The 23,883-nt window shown below is 41.6% G+C and carries 23 protein-coding genes; 15 read left to right on the top strand and 8 right to left on the bottom strand.

All coding sequences use genetic code 11. The annotated features are described in order from the left end of the window. Positions 1-72 precede the first annotated feature (72 nt). Together AK824_RS10085 and AK824_RS10080 are read right to left on the bottom strand one after the other, a co-directional pair. Positions 73-333: a hypothetical protein gene (locus tag AK824_RS10085; RefSeq protein WP_057761209.1), complete on the bottom strand. Its 261-nt coding sequence runs from the start codon at positions 331-333 to the stop codon at positions 73-75. After that, a complete protein-coding gene (locus tag AK824_RS10080) occupies positions 333-1,058 on the bottom strand; it encodes a 5-formyltetrahydrofolate cyclo-ligase (RefSeq protein WP_227511158.1) in 726 nt (241 codons plus the stop codon). The genes AK824_RS10085 and AK824_RS10080 overlap by 1 nt, the downstream gene beginning before the upstream one ends. Before the next feature lie 198 nt (positions 1,059-1,256). On the opposite strand from AK824_RS10080, the gene fumC reads away from it, so the two are divergent. From fumC to AK824_RS10065, 3 genes are all read left to right on the top strand, one after another. Next, on the top strand, positions 1,257-2,660 hold the full coding sequence (fumC, locus tag AK824_RS10075) for a class II fumarate hydratase (protein WP_057761207.1): 1,404 nt from the start codon (positions 1,257-1,259) through the stop codon (positions 2,658-2,660). 186 nt (positions 2,661-2,846) lie between these two features. Continuing rightward, positions 2,847-3,674 carry a TdeIII family type II restriction endonuclease gene (locus AK824_RS10070; protein WP_156410708.1) on the top strand — a complete coding sequence of 276 codons (828 nt, stop codon included), beginning with the start codon at positions 2,847-2,849 and terminating at the stop codon, positions 3,672-3,674. A gap of 1 nt (position 3,675) precedes the next feature. Continuing rightward, positions 3,676-5,157: a DNA cytosine methyltransferase gene (locus tag AK824_RS10065; RefSeq protein ID WP_057761205.1), complete on the top strand. Its 1,482-nt coding sequence runs from the start codon at positions 3,676-3,678 to the stop codon at positions 5,155-5,157. A gap of 114 nt (positions 5,158-5,271) precedes the next feature. Here AK824_RS10065 and AK824_RS10060 read toward each other — a convergent pair whose 3' ends face one another. The 4 genes from AK824_RS10060 to AK824_RS10045 all read right to left on the bottom strand — a co-directional run bounded on the left by AK824_RS10060 (position 5,272) and on the right by AK824_RS10045 (position 9,067). After that, positions 5,272-6,084: a MipA/OmpV family protein gene (locus tag AK824_RS10060; protein WP_057761203.1), complete on the bottom strand. Its 813-nt coding sequence runs from the start codon at positions 6,082-6,084 to the stop codon at positions 5,272-5,274. Positions 6,085-6,231: 147 nt separating this feature from the next. Further along, positions 6,232-7,317 (bottom strand): rhomboid family intramembrane serine protease, encoded by a 1,086-nt coding sequence (locus AK824_RS10055; RefSeq protein ID WP_057761201.1) that lies wholly within the window; start codon positions 7,315-7,317, stop codon positions 6,232-6,234. 185 nt (positions 7,318-7,502) lie between these two features. Next, positions 7,503-8,702, bottom strand: a complete 1,200-nt coding sequence (locus AK824_RS10050; RefSeq protein ID WP_057761199.1) for an alpha-hydroxy acid oxidase — start codon at positions 8,700-8,702, stop codon at positions 7,503-7,505. Positions 8,703-8,758: 56 nt separating this feature from the next. Beyond that, positions 8,759-9,067, bottom strand: a complete 309-nt coding sequence (locus AK824_RS10045) for a glutaredoxin family protein (protein ID WP_057761197.1) — start codon at positions 9,065-9,067, stop codon at positions 8,759-8,761. 297 nt (positions 9,068-9,364) lie between these two features. Between AK824_RS10045 and mtgA the strand changes: the two genes are divergently transcribed. Both mtgA and ppk1 read left to right on the top strand, forming a co-directional pair. Continuing rightward, positions 9,365-10,054, top strand: a complete 690-nt coding sequence (mtgA, locus tag AK824_RS10040) for a monofunctional biosynthetic peptidoglycan transglycosylase (protein WP_057761195.1) — start codon at positions 9,365-9,367, stop codon at positions 10,052-10,054. A 170-nt stretch (positions 10,055-10,224) separates the two neighbouring features. Beyond that, a complete protein-coding gene (gene ppk1, locus AK824_RS10035; RefSeq protein ID WP_156410735.1) occupies positions 10,225-12,468 on the top strand; it encodes a polyphosphate kinase 1 in 2,244 nt (747 codons plus the stop codon). Here the strand turns inward: ppk1 and AK824_RS10030 are convergent. Next, positions 12,465-13,165, bottom strand: a protein-coding gene (locus AK824_RS10030) for an IS5 family transposase (RefSeq protein ID WP_264753486.1) whose coding sequence is annotated in 2 segments (ribosomal slippage) — positions 12,465-12,988 and positions 12,988-13,165 — 702 coding nt in all. Because the reading frame shifts where the segments join, the coding sequence is not laid out codon by codon here. The two genes, ppk1 and AK824_RS10030, sit on opposite strands and share 4 nt — an antisense overlap. A 452-nt stretch (positions 13,166-13,617) precedes the next feature. On the opposite strand from AK824_RS10030, the gene AK824_RS13650 reads away from it, so the two are divergent. The 4 genes from AK824_RS13650 (at position 13,618) to AK824_RS10015 (ending at position 14,775) form a co-directional block, all read left to right on the top strand. Next, the gene (locus tag AK824_RS13650) at positions 13,618-13,788 is read left to right on the top strand and encodes a hypothetical protein (protein ID WP_197411797.1); all 171 of its coding nucleotides are present in this window, start codon (positions 13,618-13,620) and stop codon (positions 13,786-13,788) included. A 63-nt stretch (positions 13,789-13,851) separates the two neighbouring features. Beyond that, the gene (locus tag AK824_RS10025; RefSeq protein WP_057761194.1) at positions 13,852-14,109 is read left to right on the top strand and encodes a hypothetical protein; all 258 of its coding nucleotides are present in this window, start codon (positions 13,852-13,854) and stop codon (positions 14,107-14,109) included. 66 nt (positions 14,110-14,175) lie between these two features. Further along, positions 14,176-14,502, top strand: a complete 327-nt coding sequence (locus AK824_RS10020; RefSeq protein WP_057761191.1) for a hypothetical protein — start codon at positions 14,176-14,178, stop codon at positions 14,500-14,502. 72 nt (positions 14,503-14,574) lie between these two features. After that, positions 14,575-14,775, top strand: coding sequence for a hypothetical protein (locus tag AK824_RS10015; protein ID WP_057761189.1), 201 nt, complete (start codon positions 14,575-14,577; stop codon positions 14,773-14,775). 175 nt (positions 14,776-14,950) lie between these two features. On the opposite strand, the gene AK824_RS10010 is transcribed toward AK824_RS10015, so the two are convergent. Beyond that, positions 14,951-15,748, bottom strand: a complete 798-nt coding sequence (locus AK824_RS10010) for a MiaE family protein (protein ID WP_227511156.1) — start codon at positions 15,746-15,748, stop codon at positions 14,951-14,953. 551 nt (positions 15,749-16,299) lie between these two features. Between AK824_RS10010 and AK824_RS10005 the strand changes: the two genes are divergently transcribed. The 6 genes from AK824_RS10005 to AK824_RS09980 all read left to right on the top strand — a co-directional run bounded on the left by AK824_RS10005 (position 16,300) and on the right by AK824_RS09980 (position 23,829). Next, on the top strand, positions 16,300-18,498 hold the full coding sequence (locus tag AK824_RS10005) for a malate synthase G (RefSeq protein WP_057761187.1): 2,199 nt from the start codon (positions 16,300-16,302) through the stop codon (positions 18,496-18,498). A gap of 610 nt (positions 18,499-19,108) precedes the next feature. After that, positions 19,109-20,158 carry a porin gene (locus AK824_RS10000; RefSeq protein ID WP_057761186.1) on the top strand — a complete coding sequence of 350 codons (1,050 nt, stop codon included), beginning with the start codon at positions 19,109-19,111 and terminating at the stop codon, positions 20,156-20,158. Between the two features lie 195 nt (positions 20,159-20,353). Further along, entirely contained in the window at positions 20,354-21,988 is a 1,635-nt protein-coding gene (locus AK824_RS09995) for a CTP synthase (protein ID WP_057761184.1), read from the top strand. A gap of 215 nt (positions 21,989-22,203) precedes the next feature. Further along, positions 22,204-23,079, top strand: a complete 876-nt coding sequence (kdsA, locus tag AK824_RS09990; protein ID WP_057761182.1) for a 3-deoxy-8-phosphooctulonate synthase — start codon at positions 22,204-22,206, stop codon at positions 23,077-23,079. 27 nt (positions 23,080-23,106) lie between these two features. Then, on the top strand, positions 23,107-23,364 hold the full coding sequence (locus AK824_RS09985) for a heavy-metal-associated domain-containing protein (RefSeq protein WP_057761180.1): 258 nt from the start codon (positions 23,107-23,109) through the stop codon (positions 23,362-23,364). A gap of 240 nt (positions 23,365-23,604) precedes the next feature. Continuing rightward, entirely contained in the window at positions 23,605-23,829 is a 225-nt protein-coding gene (locus AK824_RS09980; protein ID WP_057761178.1) for a heavy-metal-associated domain-containing protein, read from the top strand. Positions 23,830-23,883 lie beyond the last annotated feature (54 nt).

Raw genomic sequence — 23,883 nt, 5'->3', positions numbered from 1 at the left:
AATAATCATTATTATCTATGATAAGATATACTCTGAATTTAAACAATAGTTCTGTTTAATTGAAAATAAATATCAATGACTGTTGTCCTCAAAATCTCTCAACTCGTCACTTAAACTACTCAAAAACGCATCGCTTTGCGCTAGCAATTCATTTAAGCGTTCTTCATTGACGAGCCGTGTCATTTCATCAGCGCTAAAGGGTTGCTCTTGACTGTAGTAACGCAGCTCTCTAGCGTCCTCGCTACCTAACGTTTGCAAATACTCATCCACACTGTCTGCACTGGAATCAGCAGCGCTAGAGTTAGCATCTGTCGCTTGCTTATCGTCTTTCATTAAAACCACCTTATGCCGCTTGGCGTAATTAAGCCGTCTAATGGCACATCCCACGGTTGACGCGCTAATTGTTCAACCACTTGAAAATCATAGCACCAGCCTATCTTTAACGGCCTTGAAGTCCCTGAGCGATAGCTGTTACCAAGCGTCGTATCATAAAATCCACCACCCATGCCCATGCGGTTGCCGTGTTTATCTACCGCGACTAACGGACAAATAATCACGTCTAATTCGTGCGCCCACAGCAAACGACGATGATGATTTTGCTTCATACCCAAACGATGAATACGTGTCGGTATGTTGAGTAGTTTTGAATGATAAATGGGTACAAAGCGTAGATGTTTATCATCACTGCCGTTGCTGGTACGACTGAATGAACCAACGACTGGTAAGTAAGGTAAATAGCCTAAGCGTTGACACCAATCTAAAATTGGCTGAGTAGGTAGCTCACCAAAGCCATCGTAATATAAGCCAATGCGTGCATTCGTTGGCAATCGCTGCTGTAGTTTGGTTAGATGTAAGCTCGCAGACTGAGCAAGTTGTCTACGTTCTCCATCGCTCAACTGACGGCGTTGGCGAGTAAAGTGTCGTCTAGGCGGATTGCTAATGACAGATTCAGATGTTTCAGTATTTTTTGAGTCACCATTATTTGAATCAAGCCTATTATGCTCAGGCCGTATTGGTTTGGGGTGCATGGTTTCAGAGTGCATAATTTTAGAGTGCATAGGTATCTTATCCAATGAAGTATCAGATTGGTGATGACAGGCGTTTTTAGGCATCGCTCAAGGCTATTTGTGAATATTCAACACGCCTTAGTCATGCTATCATAACGCCACTTTACATCGTATTTCCGTTTATGTGCAGCAGCTGTTGCACTTTTTATCGTTCAGTTATTTAACAACAAACCAGTAAAGAGGGTAGTTATGTCGACACAGAATCAGGCAACTCGTACCGAAAAAGACACCATGGGCAACGTAGAAGTCCCAGCTGATGCTTATTGGGGCGCGCAAACTCAGCGTAGCCGCGAAAACTTCAAAATCGGTGGTGAGACTTTGCCGCGTCCAATGATTGAAGCGATGGCACTGGTCAAAAAAGCCGCTGCGATTACCAATGCAAGCCTAGAGCGTATCGAAGGCGACAAGCGTGATCTCATCGTACAAGCCGCTGACGAAATCATCAATGGTGGTCTGGTCGATCAGTTCCCATTGGTTGTATGGCAGACAGGTTCTGGCACCCAGTCAAACATGAACATGAACGAAGTATTGGCCAACCGTGCTAACGAAATCGCTGGTTCTGAACGTGGCAGCTACACGCCAATTCACCCAAATGACCATGTAAACCATGCACAGTCTACCAACGACAGCTTCCCAACGGCGATTCGTGTGGCAGCTGCTCGTCAAATCAACAGCTTGTTGATTCCAGCGGTACAAGCACTACGCGATACGCTAGCGGCAAAAGCCAAAGAATTCGATAGCATCGTAAAAATCGGTCGTACGCATCTACAAGACGCGACGCCTTTGACCCTAGGCCAAGAGTTCAGCGGCTATGTGAGCCAACTTGACCATTCATTGACTCGTATCGACAACGCGCTACAAGGTCTATATGAATTGCCACTAGGCGGTACTGCGGTTGGTACTGGTCTAAACGCCCATCCTGACTATGCAGTAAAATCAGCTGAGCAACTAGCGACTTTGACTGGCTTGCCATTCGTCACGTCACCAAACAAATTTGAAGCACTAGCCGCTCGTGATGCAGAAGTATTCGCCTCAGGCGCACTAAAAACATTAGCGGGTAGCTTAAACAAAATCGCTAACGACGTACGTTGGTTGGCATCTGGCCCTCGTTGTGGTCTGGGTGAGTTGACGATTCCTGAAAATGAGCCAGGCTCTTCTATCATGCCAGGTAAAGTTAACCCAACGCAGTCAGAAGCAATGACTATGGTTGTCGCTCAGGTTATGGGTAACGACACGACTATCAGCATGGCTGGCGCGTCAGGTAACTTTGAGCTAAACGTGTATAAGCCAGTTATCGCGTTTAACTTGTTGCAGTCTATCAAGCTGCTTGGCGATGCTTGCAACAGCTTCAACGAAAACTGTGCCGTTGGTATCGAGCCAGTAAAAGACAAAATCGATGACTTCTTGCACAATTCATTGATGCTAGTAACGTCATTGAACCGTCATGTTGGTTATGAAAATGCAGCTAAAATCGCTAAGACTGCTTATAAAGAAAACAAAACTTTGAAGCAAGTTGCGGTTGAGCTAGAGCTATTAACTGAAGCGCAGTTTGATGAGTGGGTAATTCCTGCTGATATGGTACATCCTAAGTAAGCAGTAGACCAAATAATGACCTGCTACGGCGTCAGACTCGCTTAATGTACGATAAGTACTATTTGCACTTGTCTTTCTAGTAGCAGCATCATATTTGTTTCACTGAGAACTTAGAAAAAAAAGACCTTGTTGTACAAACTGACGAGGTCTTTTTATAAGAGTTAAGTTCTTCAAAAGGAATAAATAGTGGCAGAAAATAATGTAAAAGAAGGTATTAATAGAGTCATTACAGAATTGATGGATAGGGTAATGGACAGGGTTTTAAATAGAGACCCGTTTATTAAAGAAAAGCACCATTCACAGAAACCATTATATGCTGCTCTAGTGCCAGATGAAATATTTAAGGGGTCTCATTTTGAGAGGCGTTTTGTGACGCCTTTTGGTGGTGTATGGGAGAGATTAGCTGAAGTGGTTGCTGTAGAACATCACGGGCGTTGTGAAACAGGTACTCATGTTATTGGTGAAATAGGAGCTGAAAGATTACGTAGGATTCAACAGGTTCTGAACAGGCTGGAACATAAGGGAAAAGATCGAAGTCTACCTAACTGGAAAGGTGAGTTGCAATACATTCTAGAAGGCGGTGGTAAGTTGATGCCAGCATCAGTAGTTTGTGATGTTTTGATTAAGAGTACAAAAACACATAAGACTTATGCGTTCGAAGTCAAAGCACCTCTTCCTAATAGCGACCAGACTAAAGTAAGTAAAGAGAAAATTTTTAAATTGTTAGCTATGCAGCCCCCGAAAGTGGATTTTGCATTTTTTGCTCTTCCGTATAATCCTTATGGTAAGAAAGCTGATTACAATTGGGCGTTTCCTAAAAGATGGTTTGACATGAACAACGATGAGTCCGTCTTAATCGGAGAAGAGTTTTGGGATTTGATAGGCGGCGAGGGTACATACGAACTTTTTATTGATGAAATTAATTCATTGGGTAAAAATTATAAAGAGCGAATTTATCGTGAGTTTTTGGGTATTGAACCACCTGGAAATTATAAAGAGGATATATTGCATTAAAATGGGAACATCAAAAATTAAATTTATAGACTTGTTTTCAGGCATTGGTGGGTTCAAAATGGCTCTCAGTGCTAATGGTGGCGAATGTATAGGCTTTAGTGAAATTGATAAGGATGCTATCGAAACATACTGTGACAATTATCGTATTAGCCCAGCTTTAAATTTTGGTGATATTCGGAAAATTGAAGAACTACCTGAGCACGATTTGTTGACAGCAGGGGTTCCTTGTCAAAGCTGGTCTATTGCAGGAAAAAATCTTGGCTTCAATGATGATCGTGGTCAGTTATGGAATGATACGATCTACTTACTTAATCAATCGCAGCCTAAAGCTTTTATTTTTGAAAATGTAAAAGGGTTAGTTGATCCAAGAAATAAGTCAGCACTTCAGTATATTCTCAAACGTATTACACAAGCCGGTTATTATGCGAATTACTATATTCTCAACTCACATGATTATGGAGTAGCACAAAATCGTGTTCGTATTTACATTGTTGGGTTTCGTGAAAAACAGTTTTTTGATAAATTTAACCCTCCCCGAAGCGTCGAAAAAAAAGTTGTCTTAGCAGACATATTAGATATTGATCTTCCTGAAATTGAAAGTAATAATGAGCAAGTGGACTTGTTTGGCTTCAGTAAAAAAGTAAACAAACAAATGAGTCTTTCAAGTAAAAATGGCTACAATGATTACTTCTTATTTAATGATCTACGTAATGGCGAAACCACAATTCATTCATGGGACATCCTTGATACTACTGATAGAGAGAAAGATATATGTCTATTATTATTAAAAAATAGACGAAAAAAACAGTTTGGTTTGCTGGATGGTAACCCTCTCTCATTAGTACAAATACAAAAAATTGATCCTAGTATCAATTTTTATGAACTAGAAGATTTAGTTCGTAAGGATATTTTAAAGAAAGTTTTTTATAGATTTAAAGTATTAGCTTGTTGTGATACCGATTTAACCGATAGCGAAGCTGAACTTTTAAAATTTGCTCATGATGGTGTACTGCAATTAGACATCCTAAAAACACAAAATTCATTAAGGTTAAATAGTAGATCACTTTCAGGGTTGCTTTCTTCTTTAATCAATAAAGAAGTGATTAGTTGTATTGAGGAAAGGTATGAGTTTAAAAACACAAAGATTAGCAGTGGAATAGATGGTATTAACCGTATATTTTTACCTACTTCAGATGTCTTTCCAACTCTTGTAGCTAGTGACACGAATGATTTCGTCGCGCTCAAACACATAGATAGAGAAACGAATGAAAGTTATAAGAAAAAGTTTCTAGAGGAAGTCTATTTCACTAAGCAGTATAGAAAAATTACTAAGGAAGAAGCTTGTCTAATACAAGGTTTCCCAAGAAACTTCAAGCTGCCAGAAAGTCGTTCACGATGGATGAAGCTAATTGGAAATAGTGTATCTGTTCCTGTTGTAAGTTCACTGATCGATTCTATCGTTTCAACGGAAGTTTTTGATTGATTGTAAACTGGAATGACTTAGATTATTTATGTAGGCTTCATTATTATATATCAGTAAAAAGGCCTTACCACATGGCGCGTTAAGGCCTTTTTTCTATCAAAAATCCAGTCCTAACTAAAACTTATAGAGCAAACCAAGTGTCGTCGCCGCTTCAGTACGTGAGTCGACCATTGGGCTATCGTACTGCTCATTTGGTACATAGCTCACGCTTTGATTGGCAAATCCTGCCCAGCGCTCATTGAAGTCATAGTTGGCACTGATGTTGATATACGGATTCAAGCTAGAGTTAGATTTATAAGTGTCAACGCCCGTTTTAGCAGCCTCTTTTTCACTGACACCATAGTAGTATTCATTGTAGTCAGCATCATGATATTCAAAGCCAATACTTGGATAGACCGTTAGCTTGCCTTTAGTGATTCTAGAAAGGTAGGTCAAGCGAGCCGTATTACCGCCACTACGATCTAATACATCAGCACCTATCTGCGCGCGGATGCCACCGATAGCGGTACGACGCTGGTAGCTTAGACCTGCTTCTGCTGATGATTTACGCTCATCCAAGCCTTGCAGTGCGCCATTGGCATCATCAGGTTCAAACTCAGAACCCGCAAGCTTGGCATAGGCAGACAGCTGATTGACACCATCGTTGATCAGATACGCACCAGCTTGCGCACCGCGTACATAGACTTTGTTGTTGTCATAAAATGCACCTGGTAGCACGCGCACTTCAGTGCTGTCTTCGAGATCGTAGGCTGATTTGACCGCCATGACATTGACCCCAACGCTAAGCTCAGCATCTTTGTCAGTCGGCAAGTTGTCATTAAAAAGTGCGGCGTTAGACATGCTAGCCACACTAAATAGTGCAGTAGCGGTGAACGCGCTAAACATAGTACGTGTAGAGATATTAGGTAGCGCTGCAAGTTTTAACATAATTGGATCTCGTAAGTGAGTATAAATAACTGAGTGGTGCGATTAAGCAAAACGTGTTTAAAAGGACAAGCTATAAAACGAATCAGTAATGTTGGTCAGTATGCTGTTTTTGGAGTCTATATAGCAATGATAGATAAGTATGAGCATTTACTCAATGGCTTTTAGTACTTGTAGTAATTGCTGGTGAATATCTTGCCACCACCAGACAAAACCAATACTGATAAGTAACATCGCAAGCCATGGTAAGAGCTGCCAAATAATGGAGGGTTTTTTAAGTGCTTCGGGTTCAATACTATTATGAACAGTGCCATTGTTTAACGGTGAATTGATAGTATTAACGCTATCGGCACTATTGTTAGCATTTATATCAGACGCATTCGTTTCATCGTTTGCAACAGCAGTATCTTGCTCGATTGAGTTGGCAGCAAAGTGAGGTGATTGATCGAGAGGAGTAGCATCATAACGGCTTTGGTTATCGTGTTGTTCACGATATTGACCGCTATACTGACTGTCATATGGTGGGTTGTCGTGAGCGCTGTATGAGTAGTTGGTTTGATAAGCGTTGAACGTGCGCTGCTGCTGAATCGCTGCGTTTTGTATAGCGACTGCCAGACGCTGACGGTAGCCAATCGCAAAAGCCAATGCAATCACTAGTCCCGTGATTGCGCCACCGATATGACCCGCATTATCAATACCCGGTACGGCAAACCCATAGACGAGGTTGATGCCCATAATAAATATCAGACTTTTGAGGTTAAGTACTATGCCATTGACCGATATCTTAAACAGTGCGGCAATTAATAGTGCCGCGCCAATACCCATGATGCCGCCTGATGCGCCAGCTGATAGTCCAGGCTGTCCCGTACCATCCAAAATACTTTGCCACGTCACATAGCTATTGAGTAAGTTACCACCGATTGCTGCCAGCAAAAATAACGCTAAAAATTTGGCTGAGCCAAACATCGGCTCGGCAATTTGCCCAAAGAAATACATGGCGAACCCATTAAACAATAAATGCATCAGACCAATATGCAAAAACGCACTACTGACCAGCCGCCATGGTTGGTCTTGCATCGTGTAAGGCAATGCATTCGCGCCCCATTTGAGCAGTGCTTCAGTGGAGGGGTTATTGGCATCGACACCTGTCAGCACCTGCATAATAAATAGCCCGATAAAGCTGGCTAATAGCAGGGTAGTGACGGGTGCTGTTTTTAATAGTTGTTGAATGGTCATAAAAGCGAGATATCATCAAAATGTTGTATATATAGTATAAAGGGTATGGTCAGATAATGTTATTTATCCGCAGGTCATCATGGTACAAGTTTTCATAGTCTTTATGGCTGATAGCTTTTAAAACTAGCAAGCTCTTAGAAATCGAAAGTTCTTAAAAACGGATAGTTCTGAAAAATGAACAGCTCTTAAAAATTACCAACTTTAAGATTCTCATAAGTACCTTTTACCAAGATATCGTCCGTAACTTTATTGATATCGGTATGACCGCAGAATGCCATTGAGATATCACACTCTTTATAGATAATTTCGAGCGCGCGGCGTACGCCATCTTCACCATAAGCGCCCAGTCCATAGAGAAAAGCGCGACCAATCATTGTGCCCTTTGCACCCAGCGATATCGCTTTTAGCACATCTTGACCAGAGCGAATGCCACTATCTAACCACACTTCAATGTCGCTATTCTCAGCATGGACAGCTTGTACGATGTCAGACAGCGCAGAAATAGAAGACAGCGCACCGTCTAATTGACGGCCACCATGGTTAGAGACGACCAGTGCATCGGCACCGCTACGGGCAGCCATGATGGCATCTTCCGGCTCCATGATGCCTTTGATAATCAGCTTGCCGCCCCACATATCTTTGATACGCGCCACATCATCCCAGCTCAAACGTGGATCGAACTGCTCTTCCGTCCATGAGCTTAATGAGGACAAGTCTTCAACGCCTTTGGTATGACCGACGATATTGCCAAAGCTACGACGTTTGGTGCCTAGCATATTCATACACCACTGCGGCTTGGTCATTAGGTTGATGATGTTAGTAAGCGTCGGTTTAGGCGGTGCAGACAAGCCGTTTTTAATATCTTTATGGCGTTGACCCATGACCTGCAAGTCGGCAGTTAATATTAGGGCTGAACAATTGGCATCTTTGGCTCGTTGAATCAGATTGGCCATATAGTCTTGATCGCGCATGACATATAACTGAAACCAAAACGGCTTGCTGGTATGAGTAGCGATATCTTCGATAGAGCAGATGCTCATGGTCGAGAGCGAGAAGGGCACGCCAAATTTTTCGGCAGCACCCGCGGCATGAATTTCGCCATCTGCCCACATCATGCCAGTGAACCCAGTTGGGGCGATGGCGACGGGCATATTGACGGACTCGCCAATCATTTGTGTCGCTAGACTGCGATTGTCCATATCGACCAATACTCGCTGGCGCAGTTTGATACGGTCAAAGTCAGTTTCATTACTGCGATACGTGGTCTCAGTCCATGAGCCTGAATCGACATAGTCATAAAACATACGCGGTACTTTGCGCTCAGCGACACGGCGCAGGTCTTCAATCTCTGTTACTTTCTTTAAAACAGGTTTTAAATCTTTCATGATTTCTCACCACTTTATCATCGTAATAGGACGTCTTTGTTATAGGTCTAATGCTATTAAGCGAGCAGCTGCTGCAAATCCATCACCGAAAACGGATAGTTTAATCGTTTAGACGGCGTCAAAATTACAGGAATAGTGGTGGCAAATTCCATCATCAGCGCCTCATCAAAGTCTGCAATATCGACATGTTGGTAACTAATCGGTTGTACAGCCTGAAACTGATTAATTATTTGCTCAGCAATATCACATAAATGGCAGCCTGAGGTGCCGAGTAGCCACCATTGATTGTTATTTTCAGCGGTGTTGAGGCTTGGATTTGCTGCAATAACGCGCGCTCGTAATACTTCTATATTATCATCGTGCATGGGTAATCTCTTATCTTCATACTGATTGCAAAGCGCTGATGCTCAGCACGTGCTTATTTAAAACATAAAATACTTTAACGGTCATTACATCATAAAGAAGTAGGGTAAATAATGACAGCGATTGTGAGATTAGGTAAGATGACCTGCTATTGATCGTTATTAATGACTAATGCTCAACGGTCGATGAGCGGCTATAAATGGCCCGTTTACAATCATTGATTCTTAGTTGATGTCTCATAGTCATTAATAGAGTATCTATCTTATCTTATTACTTTTTTAACCACTCGGATATCGCGCATGGCAAGTTTTGGCACATTTATCAAACGTCTGTTATTGGCAATTATGCTATTGGTTGTCGCATTCCATATATTGGTCGTTGGGCTATTATTAATTTGGAAAACGCAGCCAATCAACAACAGTATGTTTATGTTGACGCATCGCCTAACGGGCGGCACAGTCACTCAGACATGGGCTGAATATGATGCGATTGCCAAATCTGCCAAGCAAGCGGCGATTGTGAGTGAAGACTCGACGTTTAGTCAGCACAGCGGTTTTGATTTTAAAGGTATCAAAGCGGCGCAAAAGAAAAATGAAGAAACAGGTAAAATGTCTGCCGGCGGCTCAACGATTACTCAGCAATTGGCAAAGAACTTATTCCTAACCTCGCATCGCTCTTATGTGCGTAAAGCGGAAGAGGCTGTCATTACTGTGATGATTGAGACGCTATGGGATAAGCAGCGCATTATGACCGCTTACCTAAATGTGGCGGAGTTTGGTAATGGTATCTATGGTATTGATGCAGCAGCGCATCATTATTTCGATAAGTCTGCGGCCAATCTAAACCGAGATGAGTCAGCGCTTCTGATTGCGATGCTTACCAATCCAAAGTACTACGAAGACAATCAAGGCGATAAGCGTTTACGTAACAAGCAACGTATTATCAAAAAACGTATGAAAAATGCCATATTACCGCAAGCATCTTCATAAACATGCAACCTTAGAGCTGTACTATATTGTAGGCTGTACCATTTCAAATAAAACTAGGGTGTGTCCTCATCTTAAACATGCTAACAAAAATGAGGACAAGCCATAATAAAACAGAACTATAAAAGATGATGGCGTATCGATAACGCAAAAGGAGTAGTGACGTGGTAGAGATGACTAGTAATCAGGGCAGTGGTGATGTTAACGATATGATTGACGTTAATAATGTCAATGAGGGCGCTAACGACAATATTAATAAAGAGATTAGTATAGATAATAGCCAAAATAATTTAGCAGAAATTGAATGGCAACGCTCAGCAGATGGCAGCTATTCACCGAGCAGTTATATCAATCGTGATTTGTCTTTATTACAGTTTCATCTGCGAGTATTAGCGCAGGCATCTAGTTCGCGTCACCCACTGCTTGAACGCTTATTTTTCTTGATTATTTTTTCATCCAATCTTGATGAGTTTTTTGAGATTCGTGTCGCTGGCATCATGCAAAAGCTTAACATCGGTGATGTATCGACCAGTGCTCATGGCATGCGTCCTAGCGAAGTGCTAAACGAGATATCTATTATCACTCATGCCGCAATCAGTGAGCAGTACCGTATTCTAAATGAAGATATCCTGCCAGCGCTTGCGCTTGAGGATATTCGCTACCTAAAACGTGATGAGCTAAACGCTGAGCAGTCTGCATGGATGAAGCGCTATTTTACGGAGCAAGTCGTACCCGTATTGACACCGATTAGTATTGATCCGGCGCATCCATTCCCGCGCCTTGTAAATAAAAGCTTAAACTTTATCGCTACCTTGGAAGGCAAAGACGCCTTTGGACGTGATATCAACTTAGCAATTGTACCTGCGCCACGCAGTCTACCGCGCGTGATTCGTCTGCCAGATGAGCTGACTGGTGGCAAAGAGCATCATGTGATGCTATCCGCTATCATTCATGAGCATATCGGTGAGCTATTCCCTGGAATGAGTGTGACAGGCTGTCACCAATTTAGGCTGACGCGTAATGCCGATTTGGATTTGGCAGATGATGTTGAGGACATTGCCAAGGCACTAGAGGGCGAGCTTGAAAACCGCCGCTTCGGTGACAAAGTACGTCTAGAGGTCACTACCAATTGCCCTGCGCACATCAGTGACTACTTGCTCAATGAGTTTGAGCTGCATGCCAATCAGTTGTACCGTGTCAATGGTCCTGTCAATCTGACGCGCCTGTTGTGTGATTTTAATATTCCAAAGCTGCGCTATCAGCCATTTACACATATCTTGCCAAAGGCATTCCGCCGAGAAATGGATAAGTCAGATAAATCGACCAGTATGTTCGCCGCCATGCGTAAGAGCGATGTGTTGGTTCATCATCCTTTTCATGCGTTCTCACCGATTATTAATTTACTTTGGCAAGCGGCCAGCGATCCCAAAGTATTGGCAATTAAACAAACGCTATATCGTTCAGGCACCAATTCAGAAATCGTCAAAGCACTTGCAGCCGCTGCTCGTAATGGTAAAGAAGTTACGGCTGTTATTGAGCTGCGGGCGCGTTTTGATGAAGCGTCTAATATCGCAGTTGCCAACTATCTACAAGAAGCAGGCGCGGTCGTGGTCTACGGTATCGTCGGTTACAAGACCCATGCCAAGCTCATGCTAATCGTACGCCGCGAGGAAGACCGAATCCGCCGTTATGTGCATCTGGGCACCGGTAACTATCACGCGGCCAATGCTAAGGTTTACACAGATTATGGTCTGTTTAGCGCTGATCCTGATATCTCAGAAGATGTCCACAAAATATTCCAAGAGCTAACCGGCATGGGTAAGCCAGCCAACCTCAAAAAACTGCTACATGCACCGTTTACTTTGCATGAGAAATTGATGAGCTTTATCGATGATGAAATCGCTCATGCCAAGGCAGGCAAGCGCGCTCATATCATCATTAAAGCCAACGCGCTCACTGAGCGTCGCCTGATTGATAAGCTATATGATGCCTCACAAGCAGGCGTCACTATTGAGCTGATACTGCGCTCTATGTGTTGCTTGCGTCCGCAAGTAAAGGGCCTGTCGGAAAACATCACGGTACGCTCTGTCATCGGACGGTTTTTAGAGCATACGCGCGTTTATTATTTCTATAATAATGGCGATGAGCGTCTATACTGCGGTAGTGCAGACTGGATGGATCGTAACCTGTTCCATCGCGTAGAAGTGGCGTTCCCGATTGAGAACAAGAAACTGTTTAAGCAGATTTATCAAGATGGCTTGATTAACTACTTACAGGATAATACGCAAGCATGGACACTTGATGGCACTGGCGTTTGGCATCAGCTACAGCCAGCAGCAGGTGAGGAGCCACACGTCGCACAAGAGCATTTATTAAAAACGATTAATCGTGTCGAAGAGTCTAGGGCGTGTCCCTAATTCAGTTTGCAATGAATCATAGTACAAGCTAGATACAGCATAGACTTATAATTACGAGCCAATTTCTCGTATCTAGTCGCAATACCACGGAAGTGCTTTAGCCTTGCAAACGTGTTTTCAACTAAGTGTCGTAGCTTATATAAATAGTGATCAAACGCTACATCTGGTTGTTTAGCATTTTTTCTTTTAGGGATGACAGGGCTTATGTTATCTTGCTTTAGCCTAGTTCTAATGGTTTCAGAATCATAAGCTTTATCAGCAATAAAGTAGGTCGCATCCGTTAGCATCTCTATAATATCATCTACCGCTTGGCTGTCGTGGACGTCACCCCCAGTGATTTTAAAATCAATCGGGTTTCCATGCGAATCGACGGCGAGATGAATCTTGGTAGTGGTTCCACCTCGTGACTTTCCAGTAGCTCGAAGCTCTCCTCGTCTTGCGCCGCTTGAATGCTGATGACAGCGGATATAGCTTCCGTCTGCGAATACCCATTCTTCATCAATACTTGCTCGTAGGTCAAAAAAAATTGTTCCCACAACCCCTTTTTTGACAACCTATTAAAACGGTTGTAGGCCGTTTTCCATGGGCATAGCTCACTCGGTATATCACGCCATGGCGCGCCTGTACGAAGTTTCCACAATATGGCTTCCATGACTTGTTTGTCGTTTTTCCAAGTATGACAGCCATGAGCCTTCATGGTACTTTGGAGTTGTTACCATGTATTATCGGTGAGCACTGTTCTTGCCATAATTTAGAGAGCCCTGTTTGAAATAGTCTCTTTATTTTAAAGCCTTTATACTTACTTTTACAGATTAGGGACACGCCCTAGTTAATTTGCAAAGATACCTTTAGGTGATAATCAGCTATTCAATTATCTATCTGACCAAGCACTGGTAAATACTGGTGCTTGGTTTTTTTGTGCTTACCAATTGCAAAAGTTACAAACTGACTTGCAACCTCACAATTATTCACATATTGATACGGCAGTACACTGGTGCATTACCCAAGGTCATACCTATAATTAATATCAATTCTGACGCTACTTGATAAGTATTGGTTACTCATTTGGGCGTTGGGACAAGTTCAAAACGTATATCGATTTAATGTTTTAAAACCATGTAATCAGATCATGATAATAGGAAATAAACCATGAGTACTACTAATGATGACAATTCAGATATAAAACAAGCTGCAGAACAGGTAAATGGTCAGGAAGTTGAGAAAAACTTAGCAGAGAATAAAAAAGTCGACGCCCCTGAATCATTAAGTGAAGAAGAGCACACGCCTTTTATCGACGATGATTTACGTACTGATAAGTAATCTATAACATCAAACATCAAACATCGAATTAATAATAACAAATAATAAAGCGAGGGATACGCCATGACTATGCAAGTACCAGTAGCAACGGAAACAGAAGAAAAAGTAATCGTGGATGACCCTGCTGCTAGTGAACTAGAAAACCCTAAAGATAGCTATGCAGGGCGCAAGCATAAGCCTGAAATTGATGGCCCTGAGCAAGATTCACAAGAGACCGATGAAGTTTATGCTGATCCACGTAAAGAAGAGAATCTTCGAGCAGGTGGCAAGAACGCAGCAGAACTAAGTGCTTATGACTTGAGCCAAAAAGGTAATGAGTAAAGGACTATAGGTAACAGCGGGCTAACCAAAGCGACAAAATTATAAATATAAAAAGAGGATATGATAATGCAAGCCAAAGACTCAGCAATAGACAAGAAAAAAGTACTAGGATCTGACGATCATAGTGCAATTGAAAAAAACACCACTGAGAACAAAGGGACTGATACTTTTGATGAGTCTGTTGTCGACTCAGAACACGTAAATGATAATGACAATCCAGCGCGCCAACCAGATCGTCGTGATCAAGAAGGTAGTACCGCGTTTGACGACAATATTAATGAAGATACTGTCGGTAGTGCAGCACCAAAGAGTGAGGGTATTAATGATCTAAATCGTTATGCCAATATTGATAATGCACAAACTCGTATCTTAAATCCTGATGAAAAAGATTAGATAGGTTTAAATCTCGAAAGATATATAGCGTTTCTTGGGTTAGACGAGTAATTATTATAGTAGGGAGTACCAATGAATAACTCACATAATGAAAGCGTCAATAGCGATCATAACTTAAAAGATGCAGATGATAATAATGGTATTGTCCCTGATGATGCATTACAGAAGGCAAATCCAGCTGCAGCAGAAAAGGCTACGGAAGACCATGATCCGCATAATGTCGCCAAGAGCAACAAACAGTATGATAGTCCATTGATGGAAGATAAAAAGTAAGAATTCACTACATTAATAGCTATTAGTATTTGTACATAAATAGGTATTTGTACATAGATAAAAGGCACTGTGTTTGGTAAGAGTATATAACTCGTATCAAACACAGTGCCTTTTTTGTTTCCTACATTTTTTTTCTACATTATATAGGTAGATAGGTTTAGGTGAGGTGTGGGCTTTAGACAGGTGTACCACTATGAAAGCGTAGCTCAGCATCTGGGCTACTGATTAACTCAGCCTCTACTTCTTTAAAGAACGCGACTCTCTCATCGATATTCTCATCTGACAATGATTGAGCGAGTGCAAGATAATCTTCGAAATGACGGCTCTCTGACTTGAGCAGATAACGATAATACTTCGCTAAGCGTTCATCATCGATGACCTCGGCCAACGCTGCAAAACGCTCACAAGAGCGCGCCTCAATAAATGCCCCAATTATCAATACATCGACCATCGCTGCTGGCTCGTAAGTGCGTTTGTGCTTCAACATCCCCTTAGCGTAGCGTCCAGCACTTAGATATTTCCATTCCTGCCCACGCTCATTCATGATACCCAGTACTTGCTCGTAGTGCAGCATCTCTTCACGTATCAGCTGTGCGAGTTTACGTTGCAAGTCATAAGAGAACTCATAACGAAATATCAAATTCATCGCAGTACCAGCGGCCTTTTTCTCGCAGTTGGCATGGTCTTGAATGATCATAGGTAGGTTTTCAATCGCAGCATTTACCCAAGCTTGCGTGGTTCGAGCACCTAAAAAATTATAAACAGGAGATAAGTCTACCTTTATAGGAGTGCGCAGATGCGTAATATCGACACTGTCTTCTTCAGGTAGCTCTTCTTCGATTAGATCTGTTTCGGCACTATTATTTACAGTTTGAGAAACATTTTCTTCGACAGATTTTTTCTCGATACTATCGTTATCTATAGTATTTGCTGTTGATTGTAATGTTGCGAGGTCTTGTTGATTGATAGTCATAGTCTAAGGAAGCTTTATTTATGAATGGTAATAGCAGTAATTATATCGTTAGTCTGACCTAGATACGATGCTAAATAACTGACAGTCATCAATAAGTGTTTATTAATAGATAACGGTTAAGCATAATTAAAAGTATTAATGATTACTTACTGTTTATATTAATGTTGCTGCATCTATTTCCCAGATGATGATTATAGCTCCTAGAGTAGGCTGCTTATACATTATCATTATTAAACAGCCTAAGTATTTACTTGGTGAATGGTGTTTCCTTGTTAATTTTATTATTTGATAGTAGGATGAGATTTTGTTCTTTAAGCATTTCATCTTACTTTTATGATTCGCTCTTAGTAAAAAGTAAGTCTAATATTAATAGGTTACCTTTTACTAGAACATCAAATTTGTAGATATATTTTCTCAGAAAAATTAGAGAATCAAAGATTCCACAACGAATGAGATATGAACATTTAAAACCTCACAAGATTAAAAAATCTTAAACAGTTACTGTCACAACTCAGTATTAGTACCCCTCACGAACAGATAAGGATAACAATATGAGCCAGTCTTCTAACACCAATCGTATTCAAAAAGGCAGTCTTGCCATCGATCAGCAGTTATATGACTTTATTGAAAACGAAGTATTACCGAAAGTCGGTGTTGATTCAGACGATTATTGGTCAGGTTTCGAAAAGGTTATTAAAGAATTTACCCCGCGCAATAAAGCGTTGCTTGCGACTCGTGACAAGATTCAAGCGCAAATTGACCAATGGCATCTAGATAATCCTGCAAAAGATGGCGAAATCGACTATCCAGCTTATAAGACATTCCTACAAGAAATTGGTTATTTGCTACCTGAAGGCGAAGCATTTACAGTTGATACCAAAAACGTCGATGACGAAATCGCGCACATCGCAGGGCCGCAGCTAGTCGTACCAGTTCGTAATGCTCGTTATGCGCTTAATGCGACCAACGCACGTTGGGGTAGCTTATACGATGCTTTGTATGGCACCGATGTTATCAGCAGTGACAATGGTCAAGAAGCGGGTGGTAGCTATAATCCTACTCGCGGTGCTGCTGTTGTCTCGTATGCCAAAGCGTTCTTAGATGAGCACTTCACACTAGCATCAGGTTCTTACAATGATGTAACTGGTTTTAAAGTAGTCGATGGCAAGCTAGAAGTCGTACAAGGTGATAGCAGTACTGAGCTAAAAGATACGGCTAAGTTTGTCGGTTTTGTCGGTGACGCTGAAGCTCCTACAGGTGTACTGTTAAAGAACAACGGCTTGCATGCTGAGATTCAAATCGATAGTAGTCATCCAGTGGGTAAAGACGATCCAGCAAACATCAAGGACGTACTGCTTGAGTCGGCTATGACAGCCATTCAAGATTGTGAAGACTCAGTTGCTGCTGTAGATGCAGAAGAAAAAGTCGAAGTCTATCGTAACTGGCTTGGCTTAATGAATAGCGACCTACAGGAAACCTTTGAAAAAGGCGGCAAAACGCGTACACGTAAGCAAAACCCAGATCGTGAATATAACACGCCAGATGGTGGCAAGCTGATCTTGCCAGGTCGTTCGTTATTATTAATTCGTAACGTCGGTCACTTAATGCAGAACCCTGCCATCTTAGTTGATCTAGATGATGGTCAAGAGCAAATATTTGAAGGCTTGATGGATGGTTTAATCACGCCACTCTTATCACTTAATGATATCAAAGGCAAAAACGAGCTATCAAACTCGCGTCAAGGCTCAATGTATATCGTGAAGCCAAAAATGCATGGTCCTGAAGAAGTCAAAATGGCCAATGACTTATTTAATGCATCTGAAGACCTGTTAGGTCTAGAGCGCAATACGCTCAAAATCGGCATCATGGACGAAGAGCGCCGTATGACGGTCAACTTAAAAGAAGCAATCCGCCAAGCCAAAGAGCGAGTTATCTTTATTAACACCGGCTTCTTAGATCGTACTGGTGATGAGATGCATACCAGCATGAATGCAGGTCCATTTGTACCAAAAGGCGAGATGAAGTCGCAAGCATGGCAGCCTGCTTACGAGCAGTGGAACGTCGATATCGGTCTAGAGACAGGCCTACAAGGTCGCGCACAAATTGGTAAAGGTATGTGGGCTAAGCCTGATGAAATGAAAGAGATGATGGATACTAAGGCCGCTCATCCTGAGTCTGGTGCTAGCACTGCGTGGGTACCATCACCAACGGGCGCTACCTTGCATAGCATACACTATCATCAAGTGAGCGTGGCTGATGTACAAGATACGCTAAAATCACGCGAGCGCGCTAGCTTGGATGACATCTTGACCATCCCATTAGCAAAAAATACCGACTGGACTGATGAAGAGAAGCAGCAAGAGCTTGAAAACAATGCTCAAGGTATCTTGGGTTATGTCGTACGCTGGGTAAATCAAGGCGTTGGTTGCTCCAAGGTGCCTGACATCAACGATATCGGTCTCATGGAAGATCGTGCTACTTTGCGTATCTCAAGCCAACATATTGCCAACTGGTTGCATCATGGTGTGGTTAGTGAGCAGCAAGTGATGGATACGATGAAACGTATGGCCAAGGTCGTCGATGAACAGAATGCAGGCGATGATGACTATCAATCAATGGCAGATAACTTCGATAGCTCTTACGCGTTCAAAGCCGCCTGTGATTTAGTCTTTAAAGGACGCGCGCAGCCTAGTGGTTATACTGAGCCATTGTTGCATCAAGCACGTTTGGATCTCAAAGCAAACGCTTAGAACAATAGACCAAATATGACATGTATCTAAGCATACTTGATGAGTAAGTATGCCAGTCAGTCTTGCTCATTTGTAACTGATAAATTTGCTCAAATAGATTATTAACTTCTTAATTAGCACTATTTATTTTTTAGTAAATAGCGCTTTATTTTTGAATATTATTCGATGTTTATTATAAAAATTTAAGAATATTAGTAATCATATTAACCAATATTATTCGTATCTAATTGAGTAAGTGGAAGTTTTTTAACAATCGTTCAAATAAAGTAAAGTATCTGTTATTTGATAATAGATGTATCGAAAAGGCAAAAAAATATGTTGCAAATTATGTCAAAGTTGTTATGCTTGTACTCGAAGTATGAGTTTGGTAACGGATGTTACGCAATGGAAGGATAAAAACTAAAGATTACATGGCAGTTACTTTTTTAATCCCAGTTATGTAAATCATGGTTTTTTTCATCTTACTGTAATAGAACTTCGCCACACTTGTTTCTGACTAATCTCGGTAGCCAGTTACACATTATATCTTTGAGGATTTGTGACGATACCATTATGGGCGCCAGCTAATAATAGCTTGCTCATTACTACAATTGTAAAGTGGAGATACCCCATGAAAAAACTACTTTTAGCTACAGCAATCGCAGCCCTATCTGTATCTGCAGCCAATGCAGCACCAACCGTTTATGGTAAAGCATTTGTCGGTATGGACTACGTTAATTTAGATGATGAGACTCGTACTGATGACGATATGGACGCCGTCCAAATCAACTCATATTCTTCACGTCTTGGTTTCAAAGGTTCTGAAGCAATTACTGCTAATACTGATGTAATCTATCAGTACGAAGTGGGTATCAATATTGATGGTAATGCAGGTGATGATAACAATATTGCATTCAAAAGCCGTGATACTTTCTTAGGCTTGAATAATGATAACTATGGTGAAATCCGCGTTGGCCGTAATACATCAGTTGTTGATTACGTAAATAACGTTGTGACTTCTGGTAGTGGTTTTTGGGATAACCTAGGCTCAAATCAGCTTGAAGAAAATGAAAACGGCTATAATATGACTGATAGCGGTCGTATTAACAATTCAGTTATCTGGAAAGCTCCTAAATATAATAACCTACCATTAGATGTTGCACTTATGTATAGCGCTGATGAGTCTTTTGTCTCTGATAGTGGTGATCGTAATAATGGCTTTGCTGCTGCAGCAATGTATGATGCCGGTACTGGTGTTACATTTGGTGTTGCTTATGATAAAGATGTTAACCTTTCTGGCGATTTAATTCGTGGTACGGCTACTGTTGATCTAGGCAAGTATATGGCAGCTCCTGTAGTACTTGGCGCTCTATATCAAGTAGCTGATTTTGATAGTGATGCAGCTAACAGAGGCGATGATAAAGAAAAAGGTCTAGTTGTTAGTGCTAAGATGGGCCTAAATAACTTCGCTAAGCCAGCTGCTGTTTATATTCAATACAATAACACTGACAACTTGCTTGGCTTTGATGAAGCTGATTCTGATCAAATCGTAGTTGGTGGTGAATATGCTTATAAGCCTAATATGATTGCTCATGCTTATGTTGGTCAAAACTCAGCTGACCTTGGTGGTGCTGACTACGATCTACTCGCTATCGGTGGCGGTTTAGAATACAAATTCTAAATTAGATTGTCTTATAAGTTATTTATAAAGACTCATCCTTCGGGGTGAGTTTTTTGTTGCGTAGCGTTTTAATAATAGAAAAATGTTTGCTACCAGCACGAAAATATAAGAGTTTCAGACAGTTTGCATTTTTGCCCTATATTTTGTGGCGTATTTTTAGTAAAATCCTTCTTTACCAATTACCGACAGAGTACTATGACCAAGTTTATATTCGTGACCGGTGGGGTAGTGTCCTCACTAGGAAAAGGTATCACCGCAGCTTCTCTTGCAGCGGTCTTAGAAGCACGTGGCGTGACTGTCACGATGACCAAAATGGATCCGTATATTAACGTTGATCCAGGTACAATGAGCCCGTTTCAGCATGGTGAAGTATTCGTTACTGAAGATGGCGCAGAGACCGATTTGGATTTGGGTTATTACGAGCGCTTCTTGCGTCACTCAAAAATGAGTAAGAGTAATAACTTTACCAGTGGCCGTATTTATCAGAACGTGTTGAATAAAGAACGCCGTGGTGAATATCTAGGCGGTACTGTACAGGTTATTCCACATATTACTGATGAAATCAAAAACAAAATCCTTGCCAGTGGCGAAGGGTATGATATCGCTATTATCGAAATTGGCGGTACCGTTGGTGATATCGAATCACTTCCGTTTATGGAAGCCGTACGTCAGATGCAAGTAGAGCTTGGCCGTAATAGAGCCATGCTAATGCATCTTACTTTAGTACCGTATATTGCTAGTGCTGGTGAGACCAAAACCAAGCCGACACAGCATTCAGTGAAAGAGCTACGCTCTATTGGCCTACAGCCTGATATCCTAATCTGCCGCTCTGACCATCATATCTCACAAGACAACCGTCGCAAGATTGCGCTATTTACCAACGTTGAAGAGCGTGCGGTCATCATGTGTGAAGATGCACAGAGTATCTATCAGATACCGCGCACATTACACGAGCAAGATCTTGATGATTTAATCTGTGAGCGTTTCGGTCTTGATGTGCCTGAAGCTGATTTGAGCGATTGGGACAAAGTAGTTGAAGCACAGTTGAATCCAGAAGGAACAGTGACTGTTGCGATGGTCGGCAAATACGTCGAGCTTCCAGATGCTTATAAGTCTATCAATGAAGCATTGCTACATGCAGGTATCACGCATAAAGTAGACGTGAAGATTGACTATATCGATGCTGAACGTCTAGAAGATGATGATACTTTGCTTGCGCAGCTAAACGATGCTGATGCTATCTTAGTACCAGGCGGTTTCGGTGAGCGCGGTACGATGGGCAAGATAAAAGCCATCACTTATGCTCGTGAAAACAACGTTCCGTATCTAGGCATTTGTCTTGGTATGCAGTTGGCAGTAATTGAGTATGCACGTAACGTACTTAACATTAATGCCAACTCTTCTGAGTTTGATCGTAAGACAGCTGAGCCTATCATTGGTCTGATCACTGAGTGGTTAGATGAGCGCGGCGAGCTACAGATTCGTAGTGATGATTCAGATTTGGGTGGCACGATGCGTCTAGGCGCACAGCAAGCAGAGCTGGTTTCTGGTAGTAAGCTAAGCCAAATTTATGGTGCAAGCAATATCACTGAGCGTCATCGCCATCGCTATGAGATGAATAACCGTTATATCGAGCCGTTAGAGCAAGCAGGTATGACCATCTCTGGTTATTCTGCCAAGCAGCATTTGGTAGAGTCGGTAGAGATCTCTGAGCATCCATGGTTTGTTGCTGTACAGTTCCATCCAGAGTTCACTAGCTCACCACGCGGTGGTCATCCACTGTTTAATAGCTTTGTAAAAGCGGCTAAGAACCACAACGAAGCAAAATAGCTCTCAGAATGTAATGTATATTGAAAGCGTTTATTATAAAAAAGACTAATCTCCGGATTGGTCTTTTTTTTGTTTAATTCAGGCTGTTTGTTGTTATTAATTAGCAATCATCTTTACTAATGACGTCTAATTACGCTTGCATACTTTTTTTAATCAGCCTATCGGTTACAATATGGGATAGAGATATTTATAACAAAATAAGAGGTAATGGCTTCATGGAAAATTTATTGACCGCACAATCACATATCACGCTCAACACTCCTAATAACGATACGATTAAAATTGGTAACGACCAGCCTTTTGTATTGTTCGGTGGTATGAATGTTTTAGAGTCTAAAGAATTGGCATTTGAGATTGCTGAGCAGTATGTTGATATTTGCCAGCGCTTGGGTATCGGCTATGTTTTTAAAGCGAGCTTTGATAAAGCCAATCGCTCAAGTCTACATTCGTATCGTGGGCCCGGTTTAGAGCAGGGTATCGATTGGCTAGGTCAGATCAAAGAAAAACTCCAAGTACCGATTATCACTGATGTGCATGAACCACATCAAGCAGCACCAGTCGCTGAAGTGGCTGATATTATTCAGCTACCTGCATTTTTGTCACGTCAGACGGATCTAGTGCATGCGATGGCAAAAACAGATGCTATTATTAATATCAAAAAGGCGCAATTTTTGGCTCCTCACGAGATGCGTCATATCGTCAATAAATGCCTAGAGGGTGGTAATGATAAATTGATACTTTGTGAGCGTGGTAGTGCCTTTGGATATAATAACTTAGTCGTGGATATGCTTGGTTTTGATACCATGAAGCAGATGGATATACCGGTATTCTTTGACGTGACGCATAGTTTACAACAGCCAGGTGCACGTAGTGATAGTGCTGGTGGACGTCGTGAGCAGATTACAACGCTTGCCCGTGCAGGTATGGCTACAGGGTTGGCAGGGTTATTTTTAGAAGCGCATCCAAACCCAGAAACTGCAAAATGTGATGGTCCATGTGCGCTGCGTATGAGCCAACTAGAGCCGTTCTTACGTCAACTTAAGCAAATTGATGATTTGGTCAAAGGTTTTGAAGTATTGGATACTCATTGATACGATACGTTATAAGAGGGCTATACAATGGCAATTCAGGTGGCGCAAGTAAGCATCGAAAATATTGACGATGCAGAGGGCTTAGATAGCGTAATGACTGTGCTTAAGAATATCTCAGGCGTGACGGCTATTAATTTGGATCCTAAGCATAATGTCGCAACGGTAAGCTATGATGATACAGATACTAGTATCCATGCCTTAACAGCAGCGATTAATATGGTGGACTATGTGACTCAGCCATTTCCGATTGATTCACCGCAGAACCCGCACCATAACGATTTATAATTACGAATAGCTATTGCTATAAATTTGTCAGTGAGCTCTTTTACGTTTTTATTAACAAGTTGCCGCTTCGTTAATAAAGCAACAACCAAACGGTCTTGTTGTCGAGGGTAATAGGGCTTATGCTTATTTAATGTAGCTTTGATAGTTGCTCTTACTTTGATAACTTAAAAAATATCAAAGTAAGCATTAACAGAATCACTATTAGAGCTGCCTGTTACTAATAAAAATAAGGAGCCTAATATGGCAGATCAAACACGTATTATTAAAATTGACGGTATGACTTGTGGCGGATGCGTAGCAAGCGTACATACAGCAACAGCCGATATTGATGGATTAGAAACTATTACCGTTGACCTCGCTGACAACTTAGCGACGATAACCTTTGATGATAGCAAAACCAGTGCAGAGGCTATTGCTTCAGCTATTGACGATGCTGGATTTGAGGCGACAGTTGCTAACTCATAAATCTCATCACTTATTTACAGAACCAGCTAACATGTTATTACAAGCATGATAGCT

It is taken from the genome of Psychrobacter sp. P11G3, assembly GCF_001435845.1.
Taxonomy (GTDB): domain Bacteria; phylum Pseudomonadota; class Gammaproteobacteria; order Pseudomonadales; family Moraxellaceae; genus Psychrobacter.
The sequence above is the reverse complement of the archived record's forward strand: the minus strand, read 5'-3'. Positions and strand labels throughout refer to the sequence as shown.